The organism is Nonomuraea sp. NPDC059194 (assembly GCF_042754765.1).
GTDB lineage: Bacteria > Actinomycetota > Actinomycetes > Streptosporangiales > Streptosporangiaceae > Nonomuraea.
In genome coordinates this window covers 335,257-356,225 of the sequence record NZ_JBHZBH010000004.1, presented here as the reverse complement: position 1 = coordinate 356,225, position 20,969 = coordinate 335,257, and the positions used below count along the sequence as shown (strand labels likewise).

Sequence of the window (20,969 nt, the reverse complement as noted above, 5' to 3'; positions counted from 1 at the left end):
CGCGGCAACCTTCTGTGGAGGCACTTCCAGCCGTCAAAGATGCATCAGCCGGGGAAGACGGTCTCCCAGTCGTTGGCCACGCTGACGACGCTCCACCCGGCGCGGAGGGCGGTCTCGGTGATCGGCTCGGATTCCGTCAGGGTCCCCGCCTTGCCGGCGTAGGCGTACTCGCGCTCGGCGTCGTCATGGTCGACGAGCAGCGCCAGACCCGGCCGGTCCGCGCCAACGGCCCATTCGAGCATCTCGCGGTCACCGCCGGAGTTCCCCGCGGCCAGGATCGGGCGCCTCCCGAGCTGCGTCTGGATGTTGGTGACCTTGGCCGGTCCCTCGTTGGCGTCTCCGAGCACCCGGCCGGTACGGCGCAGCCCAGGACGCCCGGAGCGGTCGCGCTCGAAGTCGTAGGCGATGAGCGTGCCCACGACGAGCTCGGCCGGCACTCCGTAGAGGTCCTCGCTGACCGCGCGGACGAACTCGGTCCCGCCTCCGGTCACGATGCCGACGGTGAAGTCCTGCCGGCGCAGTTCGCCGATCAGCTCGAGCATGGGCTGGTAGACGGTCGCGCTCATCGGCCGGCCGAGCGCGGCGTGGGTCGCCTTCGCCAAGAAGGATCGGACCTCGGCGGCGAACGCTTCAGGGGTGAAGCCCTCGAACAGGCCGGCGAGGGCGAGCGCGACACGCACCAGGCCGAGTTCGCCGACCCGGCCCTGATCGCCGCTGAGGAGCGCGGCGAACTCGGCTCGCTCGCCGATCGACGGGTCGTCCGCCACGCGCCGCCGCAAAGCGCTCAGAAAGAACTCGAGCTGGACGTATGCCGGCCGCTCGCACCACAACGTGCCGTCGTTGTCGAAGTAGGCCACCCGATCGGCCCGCGGCACCGAGCGGGCGGCGTCGAGGAACTCGAGGAGCGTGTCCCTGGTCGCGCCCGGCCGCCACGATGGCAGCCGGGTGTCGGCGGTCACGACTCGACCTCCGTCACCTGCCCGGCCGTGGACGAGTCCCAGACGCACCGGAAGCCGATGTGGCTCATGCCGGTGTCGATCATCTGCGGCCGACGAGCGGCGGGCCGGTACCGCAGGCAGTAGGTGTCGGCGCACAGGTGGGATCCGCCCTTGATCACCTTGCGCGGAATGCGGAACTGGGGCTGCGCCCTGTCGTAGCTCGCATCGTGGTCACCGCCGCGCGGGTTGCGGGGGACGCAGCACGGTGCCGCGGCCTCGTCAGGGTGCCGTTCGCTCCACCAGTCGGAGGTCCATTCCCAGACGTTGCCCGCCATGTCGAACAAGCCGTAGAGGTTCGGCGGAAAGGAGCCGACCGGCGCGGTCCGCGACCAGCCGGACTCGCCCGTCGAGCGCCAGGGGAAGTCGTCTCCGTCCCAGGTGTTGGCCATGATGCGACCCTCAGGGCGCGGCTCGTCGCCCCAGGTGAACGCGGCGCCCTCGAGGCCGCCGCGAGCGGCGCACTCCCACTGCGCCTCGGTCGGCAGCGCGGCGCCGATCCAGGTCGCGTAGGCGGCGGCGTCTTCGTAGGCGACGTGCACCACCGGGTGGTCGAGGCGGTCGCCGATGTCCGAGCCTCTCCCCTCGGGGAAGCGCCAGCACGCGCCCGGCGTCCACCTCCACCAGAGGCTGAGATGCCGGAGGTCGACCGGTCCTGGCGTGGGCACGAACACCATCGACCCGGGCACCAGATTCTCGGGGGGAGCGCCGGGGAACTCGGCCGGGTCCAGCGGCCGTTCGGCCACGGTGACGTGGCCGGTCGCCGCCACGAACGCGGCGAAACGGCGGTTGGTGACGGCGAACGGGTCGATGGCGAACCCGTCCACCCGAACCCTGTGGGCCGGCGCCTCCTCGCGATAGTGGTCGTCGGAGCCCATCGTGAAGACCCCGCCGTCGAGGCGGATCGCGCCGTCGGCGCCGTGGGTCATCCATGCCGCGCGATCGCCGACACGTCCGGTGTCGCTCACGTGCTCGCTAGCCCGGCGCGCAGCTTGTCCATCACCCGGTCGATGCTGAAGCTCGCCGGCGCCTGTCGCGGCGGGAAGTCGGCGAAGGTCGAGAGCAGGCCCGCGACGTACGCCTGCGCCGGGACCAGCGCCCACGCCCGATCGAGCAACCAGTCGTAGTAGGTGTTGGAGGTGGTGTCGGCGCGCTCGTAAGGGTCGGTGCGCAGATTGAAGATCTTTGGGACCCGCAGCTCCGTGTACGGCTCGGCCCACACCCGCAGCGTTCCGACGGCACGCTGCTCCAGGAACACCAGCTTCCAGTTGGAGAACCGCAGCGCGGTGAGGTCTCCGTCGTCGGAGACGTAGAAGAAGTGCCTGCGCGCGCTCTCGTCCACCTCGCCGGTGAGGTAGGAGAGCTGGTTGTGGCCGTCCAGATGCACCCTGAACGAGGTGCCGCCGAGCTCCGTCCCCGCCTTGAGCTTGTCGGCGATGTCCGGCGCGCCCGCCGCGGCCAGCAGGGTGACGAACCAGTCGGTGTGGCTGACGATGCCGTTGAGCACGACACCCGCCGGGATCCTGCCCGGCCACCGCACGGCGGCGGGAACGCGGTATGCGCCCTCCCAGTTCGAGTTCTTCTCGTTGCGGAACGGTGTCATGCCGCCATCGGGCCAGGTGTTCATGTGCGGGCCGTTGTCGGTGGAGTACACGACGATCGTGTCCTCGGCGATGCCGAGTTCGTCGAGGACGGCGAGCAGGTCCCCGACGATGTCATCGTGGTCGAGCATCGTGTCGTGGTACTCCGACTGCCAACGCCCCGCGCGGCCTCTGCTGTCTGGCTTGCAGTGCGTGCGGAAATGCATGTGCGTGGAGTTGAACCACACGAAGAAGGGCGTGTCGGCCTCGGCCTGGCTGCGGATGAAGTCGATCGCCGCGTCACGGAACTCCTCGTCGCAGGTCTCCATCCGCTTCCTGGTGAGTGGTCCGGTGTCCTCGATGCGCTGGCCGCCGTCCTCCTTGGCCCATGAGCGGATCACCCCTCGCGGCCCGAACCGCTTTCTGAACTCGGGGAACTCCTCCTCGCTCGGGTAGTCGACGTGTTCCGGCTCCTCCTCGGCGTTGAGGTGGTACAGGTTGCCGAAGAACTCATCGAAACCGTGCGCCGTGGGGAGGAACTCGTCACGGTCGCCGAGATGGTTCTTGCCGAACTGGCCGGTGGCATACCCCTGAGCTTTGAGCGCGGTGGCGATCGTCGGGTCCTCGTGGCGCAGCCCGATGTCGGCGCCGGGCATGCCCACCTTGGTCAGCCCCGTCCTGTAGGGGTTCTGACCGGTGATGAACGCGGCTCTGCCCGCCGTACAGCTCTGCTCGCCGTAGTAGTCGGTGAAGCGCACACCCTCGTCGGCGATCCGGTCGATGTTGGGAGTGCGGTATCCCATCAGGCCGTCGCTGTAGCAGCTGAGGTTCGAGATCCCGATGTCATCTCCCCAGATGACCAGGATGTTCGGTCGCTCCGGCATGCGTTCCCCCAGGTCGACATCGCCGAGAGCCACGACACGCGGCTCCGTTCGACCAGCATCACCCGCGAGCCGGAACATCCGGACCATTGAGCGGTCAAGATTCCACAGTCCGTCGACGGACCGTGGACGGCAGGACCCGACCCGCTGGGGGTGCTCGACTGCGGCCCCGCCTCACATCAGCGTGGGCGGGGCACCGGCGGCCAGGTCAGAGGCCGCACAACTCCGACAGGCTCTTGGCCGAGCCGTTGTTGGCCGACTGCCCGTTCCTCGTCGGCGTCTGCGAAGGCGTGGCGGTACGGCTGGCAGGCGGCGTCGAGGGACGGCTGCCCGACGGGGTGGTGGTCGCCCCGGGAGAGGCCGTCACGTGCGCCGCCAGCGCCCGCCGCGACGGCTTCGCCGAGTCGTTCAGCGCCTTCACCGTCGCCCTGCGGATCTTCGGCCAGTCCGGCGAGCCCGTGTAGAAGTGCGGCGGCACGAACTGCAGGCTGGTGATCCGCGCGTCCTTCACCTTGAGCGCCAGGTTGGCCAGCGGCTCCAGCAGCTCCTGCGGGATGTTCGTCTGCGCCATGCGCTTGGCCGCGTGGGCGATTCCGGTGAAGTTGGTGAGGATCTTGTCAGGCGTCGCCTGCTGGGCGAACGCGCCGATCACGCACCGCTGCCTGCCCATGCGGCCGAAGTCGTCGTCGACGACGCGGGAGCGCCCGTACCACAGCGCCTCCTCGCCCGACAGCCGCTGGAAGCCCGCCTTGATCGTGCCCGCCGTGCCGAACTTGCCGCCCCACGGGATGTCCTTCTCCACCCGCAGCTTGATGCCGCCGATCGCGTCGACCAGGTCGACGAAGCCGTACATGTTGATCATGGCGTAGTAGTCGAGCCGCAGGCCGAGCGTGTGGCCGATCGCGTCCATCAGCGCGCGGGGGCCCTTGTTCTTGCCGCCCATGATCTGCGGGTTGTCGTTGGCGAACTTCCAGACCTCGTTCAGCAGGCCGCCGTTGGGCAGTTCGGCCATGAAGCCGTTGGGGAAGTGCTTGGCCAGCGGCGAGGAGGCGGGGAACCGTACGTGCTGCAGGTTCCTGGGCAGGCTGAACAGCACGGTGTTGCCGGTCTTGATGTTGACGCTGGCCACGGTCATGCTGTCGGTCCGCACGCCCTCGCGGTTGCCTGCCCCGTCACCGCCGATGAGCAGGAAGTTGACCCGGTCCTTGCCGTTCCACGGGTCCTCCTCCTTGATCGGCTGCACGTCCGGGTCGGCGGTCGAGGGAAAGATCCCCTTGACGGTCTCGCGGACGGTCAGCACCGTGCTGGCGGTCCACGCGAACGGCGCCATCACCGACACGCACAGCAGGCCGACCATGATTCCGGAAACGATCTGGCCCCGGCCGTTCAGGCGGTCGGGGCCGAGCGTGATGTAGGAGGTGAGCACGAGCGCGAACCACGCCAGCGCGGCGATCCCGGCGGCCACCGACACGGTGAGCATGGTGCTCTCCCGTGCGACGGCGCCGACATTGCCCAGGAAGGACAGGCCGTAGACGAGCACCGTGATCAGCAGCGCGCCGAAGGCGCCCATGAGGATCAGTCCGGTACGGCGCCGCCCGGCCCGCAGGTGCGCGGCGCCGGGGACGAGCGCCGACAGCGCGGTCCAGCCGACGATCGAGCCGACGCTCATCTTCGCGGCGAACCTGGGCGCCTGGACGGCCTTCGGCGCCCTCGGGGCCTTGGGCTGCTTGCCGATTCTGGGCCTGGGGTTGCTCGGATGCGTCGCACGCTCCTGGACCGGGTTGCCGTCCGCGGATCCGGCACCGGTCCGCCTGCGGCCCGCGCGACCGGACTCGGTGTGGCCCTGAGCCCGTTCCTGAGGGGCCTGACCCTGCGCCGCCCGGTCCTCTGCGGTGGGATCCGGGGCGGTGGGGTCCTGGGTCGAGCGGTCCTGCGGGGAGGACTCGGCACGCCGAGGAGCACGCCGTTTTCTGCCGCGCTCGGCGGAGTCTCCTCCAGGGCGCTTCGACACACTGGCTCCTTCGCACGTCGTACCAGGCCAAACCGTAGGGTTTGCCCCCCGTTGGTCACGAGATTGCCAGGATTCTAGCCCCCATATCGGGACATCAATGACAGATGACCAATGTGGGATGAACAGCCCATGAAGCTATGACGTTGTGGAAGCGGGAGCAAGCCACGTGTTGCACTGGAAGGTCTTGTTCTTCAGCCAGCCCTGCCGGAACCAGACATTGTTATTGGCCGGAGTGCCGTGGTCGCGGGGATATCCGGGATGATCGCCCACTCTCGAATAGAACCAGAAGAGCACGTCACGTTGGCGGGAATTCACCGGATACGTCCCGGACACCGCGCGCATGAACATCCCGCCGAAACACGTTGCCTGGAGCTCCAGTTTTCTGCTGAGCGCCAGCCGTCCGCTCTGGCTCGATGACTGGAGGTGCTTCTTCCAGTGCGAGTCCAGGATGCCGGTGATCTGCTGGATGTGGTGACCGTACTCGTGGGCCATCATGCTGATCGTCGCACCGTGCCACGGGACCATCTCGCCGTAGCCGATGGCGTTGCCATTGCCCCTGGCCAGCGCCGAGGTGGAGGCGTAGATGGTGTTGTTGCGCGGGCAGTAGTACGGCACCATGTTGCCCGGAGACGGGTAGTCGCCGCACGCGCCCCTGCCGCGCCTGGCGGCGATCGCGTAGTTCGGCGGGCTCCACGGCATGCCCTTCTTGCGCAGGATCGGACCCCACGCGGCGTCCATGCACTTGCCGGTCTTCAGGATCAGCGCCTTGAGCTGGCTGTGGCTGAACAGGCTGGCGTTTCCCGCCCTGCAGTTCGTGCGGGGCAGCCCGCCCGTGAAGTAGAGCGTGTTGGCCTGCAGGCTCGTGTTGAGCGTGACCTTGGCCTGCTGCTCCTGCGCGGGCTGCTCCTGCTGTGAGGGCCGTTCCGAGGCGGTCGGCCGTTCGGAGGCCGTGGGCTGATCGGAAGCGGTCGGCTCGGCGGAGGATGACGGCCGGTCGGTGGGCTCGATCGGCTCGTCGGTCTCCTCGTTCCACGGCGTGTACGTGGGCGGGGCGAAGGTCGGGATCGCCACCGGCGAGGTGGTGTCGGTCTTCGAGGAGCTCTTGAAGACGGCCGAGCCGATCACGAGCAGCACGAAGATCGCCGCCATGGCGCCGAACACCGCGCCGATGACCGCGCCCGCGTTCGACTTCCTACGATGCGGCGGCCGCTGCCACGGGCCGTACGGACCCTGTGGCGGCCCCTGGCGCGGCCCGTGCGGCCCCCCGTAGCCGGGACCCTGCCCCTGCTGCGGAGGCCAGCCCGGCTGCGGGTGGCCGTTCCCGTGCGGGTACGGCCCGCCCTGCCCAGGCCCACCGGGCCCCTGAATGCCGGGCCCGTGAGTGGGCCCATGAGTCCCGGGACCATGCGTCCCGGGCCGCTGAACGCCGGGCCCGTGAACGCCGGGCCCCTGCATCGGTCCTGGCGGCATGGTCGGCGGTGGCGGGTGCGGCTGACCGTAGGGCTGGGGACCTCCGGGCGGAGGCGGCGGTGGCGCGCCGTACGGGGGAGTGTGCGGGGGACCAGAGGGTGGCGCGTGGGGGTGCCCCTGCGGCGGTCCCGGGGGAGGGGGCGGGGCAGGCCGGTATCGCCGGGTGGAAGGCTCCTCGTACGGCTGGCCGTACCCCTGCTGCTGCGGAGGCGGGGGCGACTGGGGCGGCCATGGCGGAAAGGGAGGTTCGGGCTGTCCCTGATGTCCGGGAGGCGGCGGTGGGTATTGCCCGTTGCCTGTCACCCTGTCTCCCCCTTGGCCTGGTTGTCCGAAACTGGACACCCATTCCGGATCTTTGCCGAATTTGGGGCAGAAGCATACTGATTTATCACCCGTCACGGATGTCGCCGTACTCGGTCACAGTCCGAAATCATTCGAGGTGATCTCCGCTATGTCGCCGTCCGAGCGGCGGCCGTTGTCCTAGCTTCAATGCCATGAATCTGCAGCAGCTCCGCTACGTGGTCGCGACTGCGGAGCACCGCACCATGACCGACGCGGCCAGGTCGCTCTACATCGCGCAGCCTGCGCTTTCGCGCGCGATCCGAGACCTGGAGCGCGAGCTCGGGATGACCCTCTTCGCCCGCTCGGGGCGCGGGGTGGTCGTCACCGCGCAGGGCCGCAGGGTCGTCAAACTGGCCAGAGAGGCACTCGGCGCGGTGGGGGAGATCGAGGCGCTCTCCAGCCACGGCGGTGTCTCCGACGCCGAGCTACGCATCGCATCGACGGCCAACCTCGAGCCCGGCCTGGCGGGGCGGCTGCTTCCCGCCTACGCGGCCGAGCATCCAGGTGTCCGCGTGCACATCATCCGCTGCGACGGCCGTGAAGCGGTCGTCAACGCCATCAGGGACCAGCGGGCCGATCTCGGCCTCACCGACCTGCCGGTCCCGACCGACCTGATCACCCACCCGCTCGAACGGCAGGAGATCGTGCTCATCTCCCCGCCAGGGCTCGACCTGCCCGACCCCGTCCCGATGACCCGCCTCGACGGACTGCGCCTGGCCCTGCCCGCAAGGGGAAGCGTCAGAAGAAGGGAGCTCGACGCGATGTTCGGCAAGTACGCGGTCAACCCGATCATCGTGCTGGAGACCGACGAAAGGAACGGCTGGCTCAACGCGGTCCGCGCGGGCCAGGCGTCACTGCTGTGGTACCGCGGCATGGCCGAGCAGGCGGCGAGGGCGGGGCTGGTGGTGCGGTCACTCGAACCGGCCGTCCGCCGCGTGATCGCCGTCGTCCACGCCCGCCGGCGACTACCGCTGATCGCCCAGGACTTCCTTGCGACCGCCGAAAAGGGCTCGGCCGCCTAGGAACGTTCCCACATCCACCGATCCGTCCGCCCGGGGGCCACGCGCCACCCCCGGGACCCACCGGCGAATCGGTCACCCGCGAGATCCCCGCGAGATCACCCTCACCCGATGGGCCACCGCGACGGGCCGCCCCCATGAGATCGCCTCTCACCGGATCGACCACCGCGACTGGCCGCCCTACGATCACCCCTCGCCGGATCGACCACCCGCGGCCGACTCGCTTCGGGTGACCACTTCGCGTGACCGCCCCTCAGCGAGCCGGGCGGGCGATGTGCCAAGCCGGGGGATCTTCCGTAGGCTCGGAGGCGATGAGCATCTTGCGACTGCGCGGCAGGGAGTTCGGCCCCGGCGACTACGCGGTGATGGCCGTGGTCAACAGGACCCCCGACTCCTTCTTCGACAAGGGGAAGACCTACGGCTTCGGCGCCGCGCTCGAAGCGGTCGACGCCGCCGTCGAGGGCGGCGCCGACATCGTCGACATCGGCGGGGTCAAGGCAGGCCCCGGCGACACCGTCGACGCGGGCGAGGAGATCAGGCGGGTGGCCGACCTGGTCGCCGCCGTCCGCGAGCGGCATCCCACGCTGATCATCAGCGTCGACACCTGGCGGTCCGAGGTGGGCGACGTGGTGGCGGGAGCCGGGGCCGACCTGCTCAACGACACCTGGGGCGGCGTCGACCCGCTGCTGGCGGAGGTGGCGGCCAAGCACGGCGTCGGGCTGGTGTGCGCCCACGCGGGCAGGGTGGAGCCGCGCACCCGGCCGCACCGCATCGCCTACGCCGACGTGGTCGCCGACGTCATCGGCTACACGGTCGACCTGGCCGAGCGGGCGGTCGCGGCGGGCGTGCCGAGGGAGTCGATCCTCATCGACCCGGCGCACGACTTCGGCAAGAACACCTTCCACTCGCTGGAGGTCAGCCGCAGGCTCGACGAGATGGTGGCGACGGGCTGGCCGGTGCTGGTGGCGGTGTCCAACAAGGACTTCGTGGGGGAGACGCTGGGCGGGCTGCCGGTGGAGGAACGGCACGCGGGCACGATCGCGACGCTGGCGGTGTCGGCACTCCATGGCGCCAGGGTGTTCAGGGTCCACGACGCCGCCTCGGCCCGTACGGCGCTGGCGGAGGTCGCGCGGCTCACCCCCCTCGGCGAAGGGCGCCCGTCAGGCTGACGGCGGATCCCCGGGGAAGCCGAGCGAGCGGTGCAGCACCAGATGCATGCAGGAGCGGAAGCGCCGCAGCGCCACCCGGTCGTCGGCGCCCCTGCGCCTGCCCTCCTCGTCGAGGATGCCGCCCCTGACGAACCCGTTCACGCACCACACGACCATCCACAGCGCCATCTCGGTGTCGGCGCCCGTCACCTCGCCGACCAGTGACAGCAGTGGCCTGATGTACTGGCGTTCGAGCTCGGTGACGTCGCTGGCGTCCAGCAGCCACCGGTGCAGCCACAGGGCCGACACGTCGGGATTGTCGACGAAGAAGTCGAGGTAGCGGTCGGCGATCCGGTGGATGCGGTCGGGCAGTTCCATGCCCTCGGTCTCGGCGATGGCCTGCTCCAGCATCGCCCGTTCGCCCTGGTGGGCGCGCTCCATCACCGCCAGGTAGAGCTCGCGCTTGCCGCCGAGGTGGGCGTTGACGGTGGCGAGGTCGAGGCCGGCCGCCTCGGCGATCTGCGAGGTGGAGGTGCCGTCGTATCCGAGGGCGGCGAACAGCTGGGTGGCCGCCCTGAGGATCGCCTCGACCTGGTCCATAAGCCGAAACTACACTGCGCTCGGTCACGATCACTTGATGGAGGGCAGCGACACGACCGCGCGCAGGCCGGGCGCCGCGTCCTCCAGGTGGACGGCCCCGCCGTGCGCCATCACGGTCTCGCGGACGATCGCCAGGCCCAGGCCCGCACCGCCCTCGTCCCTGCTGCGGCCGTGGTCGAGCCTGGTGAAGCGGTTGAAGACCCGCTCCCTGTCCTCCTCGGGGATGCCGGGACCGTCGTCGGCCACGGTCAGCACGCCGTCACGGGTCAGCGCCACCTCGACCTTGGCGGCGGCGTGCCGTACCGCGTTGTCCATCAGGTTGGTCACGACCCGGCTCAGGTCGAGGGCGTCGCCGCGCACCATGACCGGGTCGCAGACGGTCAGCCTGGCCTCGCCGTATCTCTCCACGACCTGCCTGACGACCCCGTCCAGGTTGACGGGCTCGTTCCTGGCCAGCCTGCCGCCGCGCTCGTCGAGCCTGGCCAGCGCGAGCAGGTCCTCGGCCAGGCGCGACAGGCGCAGCGTGTCCTCGAGCACGCCCTCGGCCGTCTCCGGCCAGTCCTGGCCCTCGGGGTGGCCGAGCGCCACCTCCAATTGCAGCCTGATGCTGGCCAGCGGGCTGCGCAGCTCGTGCGCGGCGTCGGAGACCAGCGCGCGCTGGCGCGACTCGGCCTCCTCCAGCCTGGCCAGCATGTCGTTGAGGGTGACGGCCAGCGAGTGCACCTCGTCCCTGGCCTCGGGCACCGGCAGCCGCCGCGACCTGGCGGTGTGGGTGATGTCGGCCGCGCCCCTGCGCAGCGCGGCGATCGGCCGCAGCGTCCTGCCGATGATCAGCCAGCCGCCGCCCGCCAGGAACGCCACCAGCAGCGGCGTCCCGAACAGCAGCACCCGGCCCGCCGTGATCAGGCTCTTCTCGATCTCCCGTACCGGCCGCGCGGCCAGCACGGTCATGCCCTTGTCGCCGCTGACCACGACCACCCGCAGCGGTCCGGGGATCCCGTACGGCTCGCCGTCCAGGAACCACGCCTCGTCATGGCGCAGCGCCTTGCGCCGGTCCTCGGCGTCCAGCAGCGGCACCAGGCGGTCGGCGCCGTAGGTGCCGTGGGTGATCCGGCCGTCGGCGGCGACGACCTGCACGATCGTGCCGTCCTGCGTGGTGATCGGGTCGGTCAGCGTGCCGCTGTCGGCCTGCGCGCGTACGGCCTGCGCGTGCTGCGTGGTGGTCTCGTCCACCGTGTCCATCAGCGACCTGCCGAGCACCAGCATCAGCACCGAGGCCGACACGGCGAAGGCGAGCGTCAGCCCCACGGCCGACAGCGCCGTCAGTCGAAACCGGAGGCTCTTGCGCCGCCACCACTCGTGCCGCCACCGGTCAGCCGCCATCGCCGGCCAGCCGGTAGCCCGCGCCCCGCACGGTCTGCAGCGCGTTCCTGCCGAACGGAGCGTCGATCTTGCGCCGCAGGTAGCCGACGTACACCTCGACCACGTTCGGATCGGTGTCGAAGGTGTCCCACACGTGCTCCAGGATCTCCGCCTTCGACACCACCTCGTCGTGGCGGCGCATCAGGTACTCCAGCAGCGCGAACTCGCGGGGCGTCAGCTCCACCGCCTCCTCGCCGCGCTGCACCCTGCGCCTGGCCGGATCCAGCGACAGGTCGCCCGCCGTCAGCACCGCCGGACGCCGCCCCGCGTCGCGCCGCAGCAGCGCGCGGAGCCTGGCCACCAGCACCACGTAGGAGAACGGCTTGGTGAGGTAGTCGTCGGCGCCCAGGTCGAGCCCGTCGGCCATGTCGTACTCGCCGTCCTTGGCCGACAGCATGAGGATCGGCACCCAGTTCTCCTCCGCGCGCAGGTGCTTGCACACGTTGTAGCCCGACAGCCTGGGCAGCATGATGTCGAGCACGACCACGTCGTAGTCGCCGTGCCGGGCCAGGTGCAGGCCCTCCTCGCCGTCGTGGGCCAGATCCACGGCGAACCCCTCGGCCTGCAGCCCCCGCTGGAGGGCGGCGGCCATCCGCCGTTCGTCCTCGACGACCAGCACTCTCATCGGGCACCCAGAACTCTCATAGGGCACATAGTGCACCATCAGCGCTGAGAGGCCTCTCAGCTCGTCTCAGGATCGCCACAGCACTCTTCACGCACTGTTGAGACGTACGCAATACCGTGAAGGAGTGAGATGTCCAGAGGCAAACTCGTGAGGTGGGGCGTCCCCGTCGCGGCCGTCGCCGTGATCGGCGCCGCCATCGGCGCGGGCCCGGTGATCGCCGCAGTCAGCGGGAACCCGGTCCTTCCCGAACGCTCGGCGCAGCAGCTGCTGGCCGACGCGGCCGCGGCGGTGCAGAAGGACGGCCTGCCCCCGATGTCGGGGACCGTCCTGGAGACCGCCTCCCTCGGCCTTCCCGCCCTCCCGCAGGGCGCGGGCGCCGCTTCCCCGTTCAGCCTGCTGTCGGGCTCCCACGAGGCGAAGGTCTGGTACGGCTCCCGCGACCAGTTCAGGCTGGCCGTACCGGGGCCGATGAGCGAGACCAACGTCATCGTGAACGGCGACCAGGCGTGGCTGTGGGAGAGCCAGTCCAACAAGGCCACCCGCATCAAGCTGGCCCCCGGCACCGCCGACCGGCCCGACCGGACGCACGTGCCCGCCGCCCCCGCCATGACCCCGCAGCAGGCCGCCGAGCAGCTGCTGGCCAAGGTCGGCGAGCACAGCGTGGTCAGCGTCACCAACACCACCCAGGTGGCCGGGCGCTCGGCCTACGAGCTGGTGCTCGCGCCCAAGGAGGGCGGCTCGCTGATCCAGGACATCCGCCTGGCGCTGGACGGCGAGACCTACGTCCCGCTGCGCGTCCAGGTGTACGCCAAGGGATCGGCCGAGCCCGCCTTCGAGGTCGGGTTCACCCAGGTCACCTTCTCCGCCCCCGCGCCGGAGAACTTCGCCTTTACCCCGCCTGCGGGCGCCAAGGTGGAGGAGAAGACGTTCGGCCCCTTCAACGAGCCCGAGGAGCGCAGGGAGGACTTGAGGGGGGACTTCCGCGAGGGCGAGGTCAAGACCGTCGGCGAGGGCTGGACGACGGTCGCGGTCCTGCCCACGCCCAAGGCCGACGCGCCGAAGCCCCAGGCCGAGTCCGGCGGCCCGCAGATGCCGTCGCTCGAGACCATCCTGCGCTCCGCCACCCCGGTGAGCGGATCGTGGGGCAGCGGCAAGCTGATCACGACCAAGCTGGTCAACGCGCTGTTCACCGACGACGGCCGGCTGCTGGTCGGCGCGGTCACCCCGGAGGAGCTCACGAAGGCGGCAGGCGCCAGGTGAGCATGACGATGGAAGCGGGGGCGCCCTTCGGGGCGTCCCCGCCCTCCGATGACCACGCGATCGTCACGGAGGGCCTGACCAAGCGCTTCAAGGGCGGGCAGATCGCGGTCGACGCCCTCGATTTGACCGTGCCGCGCGGCTCGGTCTACGGCTTCCTCGGCCCCAACGGGTCGGGCAAGACCACCACCATCCGCATGCTGCTCGGCCTCGTCGCCCCCACCTCGGGCACCTACACGGTGGTGCCGCTGCCGCGGGTCGGCGCGCTGGTCGAGGGCCCGGCCTTCTACCCCTACCTGTCAGGCGAGGCCAACCTGCTGCGCTACGACGCCGCCGACCCCACCGCCTCGGGCCGTACGGCCCGCGCCAGGGTCGCCGCCGCGCTGGAGCGGGTGGGCCTGACGGCCGCCGCCGGCAAGCGCTACCGCAACTACTCCCTCGGCATGCGCCAGCGCCTGGCCATCGCCTGCGCCCTGCTCGGCCCGCGCGAGCTGCTCATCCTCGACGAGCCGACCAACGGGCTAGACCCGCAGGGCACCCGCGAGGTCCGCACGCTGGTCAAGGAGATCGCCTCCGACGGCACCACCGTGTTCGTCTCCTCGCACCTGCTGGCCGAGGTCGAGCAGATGTGCACGCACGCGGCGATCATGCGCACCGGCAGGCTCGTCGCCGACGGCACCATCGCCTCGCTGAGCGGCGGCCGCGCCCCGCGCCTGCGGGTCGAGACGCCCGACGGCGCCGACGCGGCACGCGTGCTGCGCGAGCTCGGCCTGACGGCCGTCACCCGCGAAGGGGTGGAGGTGGGCGCCGAACTCGGCGGCCACGCCCCCGAGCGGCTCAACGCCGCGCTGGTCGAGGCCGGCGTCGCGGTCAGGGGCCTGTCCGTCGTACGGCCCAGCCTGGAAGAGGTCTTCGTGGGCCTGACAGGGGAGGGGTTCGATGTCGAAGGTTGAGCCTGAGGTGGCGCCGGCGGTCAGGAGGACACCGGGCCTGGTGCCGGTGAGCGAGTCGAGGCGCACGGCCGAGCACGGCCCGCGCGCCGACCTGGCCGACACCGCCATCCACCAGGAGCGGACGGCTCCCGCCGCGGGCCCGGTCGGAGCCTTCCTCAGGTTGCTCGGCTCCGAGCTCGGCCTGACCTTCCGCAGACCGCGCAACCTGGCCATGCTCGCGGTCCTCGCCGTCGTGCCGGTCATCATCGGCGTGGTCCTGCGCATCGTGGGCGACGACCTGTCCGACGGGCCGGGCGGCATCCTCCAGCAGGTCACCGGCAACGGCTTCTTCCTGGCCTTCATCTCGCTGGGCGCGCTGGTCCCGCTGCTCATGCCGGTCGTCGTGTCCGTCGTCGCGGGCGACGCGCTGGCCGGCGAGGCGGCGGGCGGCACGCTGCGCTACCTGCTGGCCGCGCCCGCCGGCCGTACCAGGCTGCTGGCGGTCAAGTACGTCAACGCCGTGCTGTTCTGCCTGGCCGTCGCCTCGGCCGTGGCGCTCGTGGCGGTGGTCACCGGCCTGGTGCTGTTCCCGTCGGGGCCGGTCACGCTGCTGTCGGGAGTCGCGATCCCGCTCGGCGACGCGCTGCTGCGCATGCTGATCGTCATCGGCTACGTCACTGCCGGCATGGCCGCACTGGCCGCCGTCGCGATCGCGCTGTCGACGCTGACCGAGGTCCCGATCGGGGCCGTCGCGGCGACCGTCGTGCTGGTCATCGTCACGCAGGTGCTCAGAGCGTTCCCGCAGCTGGAGGCCGTCCAGCCGTACCTGCTGCCGAACCGGTGGGGCGACTTCGACGCGGTCCTGCGCGATCCGATCGCCTTCGAGGACCTCACCTCGGGGATGCTGGCCTTCGGCGCCTACATCGTGCTGTTCGGCTCGTTCGCCTGGGCCCGCTTCACCAGCAAGGACATCACGTCCTGAGGGATCTCCTGGGGCGCCGACGGACCCCGGCCCGTGAATGCGGAGGGCCGGGGTCGTCGATGCGTCAGGCGCCGCGGCGGCGCAGCCCCAGGAAGCCGATCACGACCCCGATGACCCCCACCACCAGCCCGGCCCCGCCGAGCAGCCGGGCCGTGCCGTCCGACGACGAGTCAGAGCCGGCGGCCACCGGCGCCACCTCGGGCGTGCCCGACGACGAGGCGGGCGCCGCCGACGGTGCGGCCGAGGCCGTCCCGTGCTGGTCGCCGTCGGCCGCCGCGGGCGTGAGCTTCAGCAGCGGCGCGGGGCGCTCCGCCTCGGTCCCGTCCGTCTTCGGCTCGTCGGCCCACTTCACCACCTCACCGCCCGAATAGGTCTGCGTGGTCGGGAACAGCAGCCGGTCGGTGTCGGTCGGCAGCTGCCCCATCGACACCTCGAACTCCTGGAACTGCCCGGGCTTGATCTCGCCGCCCGACCAGACGACCTTGGTGACCGCCTCGGTCAGGTCGCCGTACTCGGTCTTGACCGGCTTGGGCAGCTTGCCCTCGGTGACCTTGACCTCCCAGCCGGGCACCGGCTTGACCGAGACGAAGGCCAGCGGATGGTCGACGGGGAAGGCCACCTCGATCCTGGTCGTCGAGGCGTCGTCACGCTCGTTCGGCACGCGGAAGGCGACCTTGGTGAAGCCGCCCTGCTCGGCGGTGCCGGGGTTGACGGTGACGTGGGCGAAGGCGGGGATCGCCAGGCCGAGGGACAGGGCGGTGGCGGCGGCGAGCACGCCCGCCGTACGACGGAACTTGGACATGCGAAAACTCCACTTGACTGGAAAGAAGAAGGGGAAAGAGCGTCAGCAGGCGGGAAGCGGAGGACCGCGCCTGCTGACGATGTGGCGAAGGAGCGCGCCGCGGCCGGTGAGGCGGCGGGCCGCGCGCGCCGGCGCCTGCCGTAGCGGGGCGACGGCGGGCAGCGGCGGCAGCAGCCTGAGCAGGTGATGTCCGAGGCGGCGCAGCAGCGACCACAGCGCGGCCTCGCCGCGCGCCAGCCACCAGCCGGTGATGAGCGTGGCCGTCAGGTGGGCCAGCAGCATGCCCAGGCTCTCCCCGAGCCCGGCGTTCTGGGCGTGGCCGTGGGCCAGAGTGAGGACGGGGCCGCTGCCGTCGAGGCCGAACAGCTCGTGCAACCCCGTCTGCAGGGCCACGAGCGTGAGGTTGATGGTGGGGGCCGAGCGCTCCCTGCCCGACAGGGCCAGCGACACCGCCATGACGGCGGCGCCGCCCAGCGCGAACGCCCAGGTCTCGGGGCCGGTGCCGCCCGCGGCGCGGTGGCCGAGGGTAGCCAGCAGCACGCAGACGGCGGAGAAGGCCGCCGCCCGCGTCAGCCGGAGGGGAAGGTCGGCGCGCATGGGTGAGGACATGTTCTCACGGCAACGCCTGTTCGAGGCCCGGCCGATGTCATACGGCTCTGGTCAATATCTGGCTCAAATATCTGGTTTGTCGCTATGGTCGGGGCCGAGGTGATGTGAGTGCGGCATTTCGCGGGTTTGCTGCTCGGCGTGATCGTGGTCGGCGTCCTGCTGGTCGGAGGCGGCTGGGCGGTCCAGCAGGCGTCCATGGTCGCGCCCGGGACGGCCGCCCCGGCCGCGGGGCCGAAGCTGTGGATCGCGCTCGGCGCCATGGCGCTGATCGGCCTGGTGGTCGGTCTGGTGGTGGCGGGCAGGGTCTCGCCGCTGGCCACGTTCGTGCCCTCGCTGGTGCTGCTGTCCTGGACGGTCGTCTACGCCCTCGACGTCAACCGGGCGCTGTCGTTCGTTCCCGACGAGCCCTCCATGCACCAGATCGTGCTGGAGGCGGGCGCGGGAAGCAGGACACTGCTCACCACCGGCGTCTACGCGATGCTGGGCGTGGCGCTGTTCCTGCCGGTGCTGATGCCGTCCCGCTGGGCTGGCCAGCGGGACGACGAGGAAGACGACTACGACGAGGCCGAGCAGGGCGGCTACTACTGACAGAGATGATGTGGGTGAGCACCGCGAGGGCCTGACCGGCCATCTGACTGACTTCGGGTCTTCAACGGGATCTGTCGGCCTGGGGCGGGAGGTGCTTGGTCGGCGGCGCTCGCCGGAGGGTTAGTCGGCTTCAAGAACGAAGAACAGGAAGCACAGGAACCTCGTGCGGGTGAGCTCGATCTCGCGGAGCTCCTCGGGGAACAGTTCGCGGGCTTCCGGCACAAACGGCGGTTCGCTGATGACGCTGATGCGAAAGCCAGCCGCGGTGAAGGCCTCGGTCATCGCGTGCAGCGGCCGGTCCCAGAATCTCATCTGGGCGGTCTGCCCACCCATGGTCCATTCGTCGGTCCGGTTACGGGTTCCGAAATAGTTGGGCTTTTCCCCGGCCATGTGACGCATGAGGGGGATCACGAAAGGATGCTCGACCGAGATGAGGAGTCGGCCGCCAGGTCTCAGCACGCGTCGCAGCTCGGCCAGTGTCGGTCCCCAGTCTTTCAGGTAGTGCAGCACCAGGGACGCGATGACGTCGTCGAACGCGTCGTCGGGGAAGGGCAGTGGGCTGGTCAGGTCGGCGACCCGCAGGTCGGCATCGGCGCCCAGCCGCCGTCGGGCCAGCTCCAGCATTCCGGCGCTCGCGTCGACGCCGGTCACGATGGCGTCTCGATCGCGCAGTGCGGAGAACAGGGGACCCGAGCCGCAGCCGGCGTCGAGGATGCGTCGGCCGGTCACGTCCCCGGCGAGCTCCAGCATCGCGGGCCGCTCGTAGTAGGCGTTCAGGAGGCTGGCCTCGTTCTCGGCCGCGTACCCTTCGGCGATCCTGTCGTAGTCGTTGAATCGCGACGAATATCCGGTCTCAATAGGATTTTCGGGCGTCGTAGTCATGCGGGCCATTTTGTCCCACCGTTCACGGGCTGCGCAGACGTACGGCCCGTTTGCCGTGGCTGAGCGCTTCGAATGGCGGAAATCGCCACCTTGTTTAGTAACGGTCTGCTCCCTGAGCCCCGCCATCAGTGGCTTGCGGAGACCGGCCTGACGCGCCCGAGAACGCTACCTGGACGTCTCGGAGCGGCCGAGTCCTGCTTCGCGGGCCCGCACGATGGCCTCGGCGCGGTCGGCCACGTGCAGCTTGGCGAAGATGTTCGAGACGTTGTTGCGCACCGTCTTCGGCGACAGGAACAGCGCCGAGGCGATGTGCGCGTTCGGCCGACCGGCGGCGATCAGCGAGAGTATCTCCCGCTCGCGCGGCGTGAGCTGCGGGAAGACGGAGTCGGCCGCGGCCTTGCCGGCGAAGAAGTCGGCGACGCGGCGGGCGACGGCCGGACCGAAGATCGCCTCTCCGTGCGCCACCGCCGTGATGGCGCGGACGATCTCCGCCTGGTTCGCGCCCTTCAGCAGGTAGCCGCGCGCGCCCGCCCGCATCGCGGCGAACAGCGTGGCGTCGTCCTCCGACATGGTCAGCACCACCACGCCGATGTGCGGGCTGTCGGCGGCGATGCGCCTGGTGGCCTCGATGCCGTCGAGCCCGGGCATCCGCACGTCCATCACGACCACGTCCGGCTGCAGGTAGGCGGCCTGCTCGACGGCCTCGAGACCGTTCGCCGCCGTGCCGGCCACCTCGATGTCAGGCAGGGAGCCGAGCAGCACCGCCAGGCCGTCCCGGTAGACCGGGTGGTCGTCGGCGAGCAGCACCCGGATGACCTCGTCAGACAACCGCCACCTCCATGGGGAGCCGCGCGCTGACCAGGGTGCCGCCACCGGGCGGGCAGGCGACCCGACAGTCGCCGCCCAGCTCGGCCGCGCGCTCGCGGAGCGAGAGCATGCCCACCCCGGCGACCCTGTCCGGGGCGATGCCGGTGCCGTCGTCGCGTACCGCCACCTCGAGCCTTCCCTCCCGCACGCCCAGCGTGATCTCGCAGCGGGCCGCGCCGGAATGCCTGGCCACGTTGGCCAGTGCCTCCGACACGATCCGATAGGCCGCCACCTCGACCGCCGCGGGCAGCATATCCAGCGCCTCGTCGCCGGTGACCACGACGTCGAGCGCGGGCGAGCGGAACCTGTCGGCCTGCTGCTCGATCGCCCGCAGCACGCCCAGCTCGTCCAGGGCCGGTGGGCGCAGGTCGTGCACCAGCCGGCGGACGTCGGCCAGCACGCCGGTGACCTCCTCGGCTGTCTGGGCCAGGATACGGTCGGCCTCGTCCGGCCTGGCGCCCGCCAGGTTTCTGGCCGCCTGGATGCGCAGCGCCACCGCGCCCAGGCTGGGGCCGAGCCCGTCGTGCAGGTCTCGGCGCAGCCTGCGGCGTTCCTCCTCGCGGGCCAGCACCAGCCGGGCGCGGATGCGCTGCAGGTCGGTGCTGAGCTCGACAGCCCGCGCGGCCGCGGCGGCCTGCCGGACGAGGTCGCCGAGCAGGCGCTGGTCACGGTCGGTCAGGTCGGTACGGCACAGCACCAGCCGTCCCACCACCTCGTCACGGTAGGCGACGGGCAGCGACACGGAAGGCCCACGCGGCGAGCCGTGCTCCACCACGGACCGCTCGCCGCCCGGCCGCTCGATCTCCACCCGCAGGTAGGACAGCCGGAACGACTCGACCAGCGTCGTGGCCACCGCGAGCAGCTGCTTGTCCGGGTCGGTGGCCAGCTCCAGCCGCTCGGCCAGCGTCGAGACCGCGGCGTACGGATCGTCGCGCCTGCCGCGCACCAGCAGCCGCACCACGCGCCACAGCCGCGCCCGCAACGGAGCGTAGAGCACCGCCACGATGGCGACCGCGGCCAGCGCGGAGTCCCGCTCGCCCAGGACGCTGCCGGCCAGCGTGAACACCGCCACGTCGACCAGCACGACCAGCGCGGCGAGCACGCCGTACGTGACCGTGGCCGACAGCAGCCCGTCGATGTCGTACAGCCGGTACTTGGTCACCGCCACGACCACGGCGGCGGAGGTGAGCCCGATGGCCAGCCCGAGCAGCACGGCGGGGATCCGCGGCGGCAGGGTGAGCGGCATCAGCAGCACGATCATGTCGACCAGCGCCGCCCACATCAGCCACCGGATCTGCGCCCGCCGTTCGGAACCGGCCGCCCGGTGGCGACGGACCATCACCAGGAACGGCACCACCAGGCTCACCAGCACGGACGCGTACGCGACCCGCAGTACCGCCTCCCACACCGGATAGGGCAGCTCGACGGAGAAGGGGTCGAGTCCGAGCCGCATGATCTCCGGCGGCGGTGAGATCCCGTGAAAGCGCGCGAGCACGGCCACCGGCGCCACGACCAGCAGCGCCGGCAGCAACGCGGTCAGGCCGAGGCTGACGACCGACAGCCACCGCCAGACCCGCGCCGCGGGCAGCCGCCCGTCCGGGAAGAGCAGGATCAGCGCGGGCAGCCCGAGCAGCAACGTCGCCCCGAAGCGGGCGTAGAACCAGTACGCGGCGGCGGCCCCCGGCGCTCCGGGGGACACGTAGACGGCGTAGATCGCCCAGCTCGTGGCGAGCCCGTCCACCAGCCAGAGCAGCCCGAACCCGGCCAGCACCCAGGCCACGGGATGGCGGGGCAGCCGGCGCAGCAGCAGTATCCCCGGCACGAGCAGGGCCAGCCCGGACAGCGCGGACGACCACCCTGCCTCGAGCTCGGAGGCCGCCGGAACCGCCACTGCGGCGCTGCGGACGTCCAGCGCCACCGTCGCGGCGGCGATCGCCAGCGCGACGACGGCCGGCAC

At 71.0% G+C, this 20,969-nt stretch carries 19 protein-coding genes; 6 read left to right on the top strand and 13 right to left on the bottom strand.

All coding sequences use genetic code 11. The features are described from left to right. Positions 1–44 precede the first annotated feature (44 nt). From ACFXJ8_RS08950 to ACFXJ8_RS08930, 5 genes are all read right to left on the bottom strand, one after another. Positions 45–959, bottom strand: a complete 915-nt coding sequence (locus ACFXJ8_RS08950; RefSeq protein ID WP_379643264.1) for an HAD family hydrolase — start codon at positions 957–959, stop codon at positions 45–47. Continuing rightward, entirely contained in the window at positions 956–1,963 is a 1,008-nt protein-coding gene (locus ACFXJ8_RS08945) for a formylglycine-generating enzyme family protein (RefSeq protein ID WP_379643263.1), read from the bottom strand. Before ACFXJ8_RS08945 ends, ACFXJ8_RS08950 begins: the two co-directional genes overlap by 4 nt. Continuing rightward, positions 1,960–3,492 (bottom strand): arylsulfatase, encoded by a 1,533-nt coding sequence (locus ACFXJ8_RS08940; RefSeq protein WP_379643262.1) that lies wholly within the window; start codon positions 3,490–3,492, stop codon positions 1,960–1,962. The genes ACFXJ8_RS08945 and ACFXJ8_RS08940 overlap by 4 nt, the downstream gene beginning before the upstream one ends. A 172-nt stretch (positions 3,493–3,664) precedes the next feature. Beyond that, positions 3,665–5,467, bottom strand: a complete 1,803-nt coding sequence (locus ACFXJ8_RS08935) for an LCP family protein (RefSeq protein WP_379643261.1) — start codon at positions 5,465–5,467, stop codon at positions 3,665–3,667. 135 nt (positions 5,468–5,602) lie between these two features. Next, positions 5,603–6,616 carry a neutral zinc metallopeptidase gene (locus ACFXJ8_RS08930; RefSeq protein WP_379643260.1) on the bottom strand — a complete coding sequence of 338 codons (1,014 nt, stop codon included), beginning with the start codon at positions 6,614–6,616 and terminating at the stop codon, positions 5,603–5,605. A gap of 815 nt (positions 6,617–7,431) precedes the next feature. Between ACFXJ8_RS08930 and ACFXJ8_RS08925 the strand changes: the two genes are divergently transcribed. Together ACFXJ8_RS08925 and folP are read left to right on the top strand one after the other, a co-directional pair. Further along, positions 7,432–8,301, top strand: a complete 870-nt coding sequence (locus ACFXJ8_RS08925; RefSeq protein WP_379643259.1) for a LysR family transcriptional regulator — start codon at positions 7,432–7,434, stop codon at positions 8,299–8,301. 308 nt (positions 8,302–8,609) lie between these two features. Continuing rightward, the gene (folP, locus tag ACFXJ8_RS08920; RefSeq protein ID WP_379643258.1) at positions 8,610–9,467 is read left to right on the top strand and encodes a dihydropteroate synthase; all 858 of its coding nucleotides are present in this window, start codon (positions 8,610–8,612) and stop codon (positions 9,465–9,467) included. Here folP and ACFXJ8_RS08915 read toward each other — a convergent pair. From ACFXJ8_RS08915 to ACFXJ8_RS08905, 3 genes are read right to left on the bottom strand one after another with little or no spacing between them, the layout of a single operon-like run. Then, positions 9,459–10,046 (bottom strand): TetR/AcrR family transcriptional regulator, encoded by a 588-nt coding sequence (locus tag ACFXJ8_RS08915; protein ID WP_379643257.1) that lies wholly within the window; start codon positions 10,044–10,046, stop codon positions 9,459–9,461. The two genes, folP and ACFXJ8_RS08915, sit on opposite strands and share 9 nt — an antisense overlap. 30 nt (positions 10,047–10,076) lie before the next feature. Then, the gene (locus tag ACFXJ8_RS08910; protein ID WP_379643256.1) at positions 10,077–11,429 is read right to left on the bottom strand and encodes a sensor histidine kinase; all 1,353 of its coding nucleotides are present in this window, start codon (positions 11,427–11,429) and stop codon (positions 10,077–10,079) included. Continuing rightward, positions 11,419–12,093, bottom strand: a complete 675-nt coding sequence (locus tag ACFXJ8_RS08905) for a response regulator transcription factor (RefSeq protein ID WP_379643255.1) — start codon at positions 12,091–12,093, stop codon at positions 11,419–11,421. The genes ACFXJ8_RS08910 and ACFXJ8_RS08905 overlap by 11 nt, the downstream gene beginning before the upstream one ends. Positions 12,094–12,222: 129 nt before the next feature. Between ACFXJ8_RS08905 and ACFXJ8_RS08900 the strand changes: the two genes are divergently transcribed. Genes ACFXJ8_RS08900 through ACFXJ8_RS08890 form a run of 3 tightly spaced genes read left to right on the top strand, consistent with a single transcriptional unit; the run spans position 12,223 to position 15,264 of the window. Next, complete coding sequence (locus tag ACFXJ8_RS08900) at positions 12,223–13,353, top strand: outer membrane lipoprotein carrier protein LolA (RefSeq protein ID WP_379643254.1); 1,131 nt, start codon at positions 12,223–12,225, stop codon at positions 13,351–13,353. 2 nt (positions 13,354–13,355) lie between these two features. Then, positions 13,356–14,303 carry an ATP-binding cassette domain-containing protein gene (locus ACFXJ8_RS08895; protein ID WP_379643253.1) on the top strand — a complete coding sequence of 316 codons (948 nt, stop codon included), beginning with the start codon at positions 13,356–13,358 and terminating at the stop codon, positions 14,301–14,303. Beyond that, positions 14,290–15,264, top strand: coding sequence for an ABC transporter permease (locus tag ACFXJ8_RS08890; protein ID WP_379643252.1), 975 nt, complete (start codon positions 14,290–14,292; stop codon positions 15,262–15,264). Before ACFXJ8_RS08895 ends, ACFXJ8_RS08890 begins: the two co-directional genes overlap by 14 nt. 64 nt (positions 15,265–15,328) lie before the next feature. Here ACFXJ8_RS08890 and ACFXJ8_RS08885 read toward each other — a convergent pair whose 3' ends face one another. Together ACFXJ8_RS08885 and ACFXJ8_RS08880 are read right to left on the bottom strand one after the other, a co-directional pair. Next, positions 15,329–16,066, bottom strand: a complete 738-nt coding sequence (locus ACFXJ8_RS08885; RefSeq protein WP_379643251.1) for a YcnI family protein — start codon at positions 16,064–16,066, stop codon at positions 15,329–15,331. Positions 16,067–16,108: 42 nt separating this feature from the next. Further along, positions 16,109–16,675, bottom strand: coding sequence for an MFS transporter (locus tag ACFXJ8_RS08880; RefSeq protein WP_379643250.1), 567 nt, complete (start codon positions 16,673–16,675; stop codon positions 16,109–16,111). A gap of 108 nt (positions 16,676–16,783) precedes the next feature. Between ACFXJ8_RS08880 and ACFXJ8_RS08875 the strand changes: the two genes are divergently transcribed. Continuing rightward, positions 16,784–17,263 carry a hypothetical protein gene (locus ACFXJ8_RS08875; RefSeq protein WP_379643249.1) on the top strand — a complete coding sequence of 160 codons (480 nt, stop codon included), beginning with the start codon at positions 16,784–16,786 and terminating at the stop codon, positions 17,261–17,263. A gap of 120 nt (positions 17,264–17,383) precedes the next feature. Here the strand turns inward: ACFXJ8_RS08875 and ACFXJ8_RS08870 are convergent, their stop codons facing one another. The 3 genes from ACFXJ8_RS08870 to ACFXJ8_RS08860 all read right to left on the bottom strand — a co-directional run bounded on the left by ACFXJ8_RS08870 (position 17,384) and on the right by ACFXJ8_RS08860 (position 20,969). Beyond that, the gene (locus ACFXJ8_RS08870) at positions 17,384–18,154 is read right to left on the bottom strand and encodes a class I SAM-dependent methyltransferase (protein WP_379643248.1); all 771 of its coding nucleotides are present in this window, start codon (positions 18,152–18,154) and stop codon (positions 17,384–17,386) included. 156 nt (positions 18,155–18,310) lie between these two features. Further along, positions 18,311–18,973: a response regulator gene (locus ACFXJ8_RS08865; protein WP_379643247.1), complete on the bottom strand. Its 663-nt coding sequence runs from the start codon at positions 18,971–18,973 to the stop codon at positions 18,311–18,313. Further along, on the bottom strand, positions 18,966–20,969 hold the full coding sequence (locus ACFXJ8_RS08860; protein WP_379643246.1) for a histidine kinase: 2,004 nt from the start codon (positions 20,967–20,969) through the stop codon (positions 18,966–18,968). The genes ACFXJ8_RS08865 and ACFXJ8_RS08860 overlap by 8 nt, the downstream gene beginning before the upstream one ends.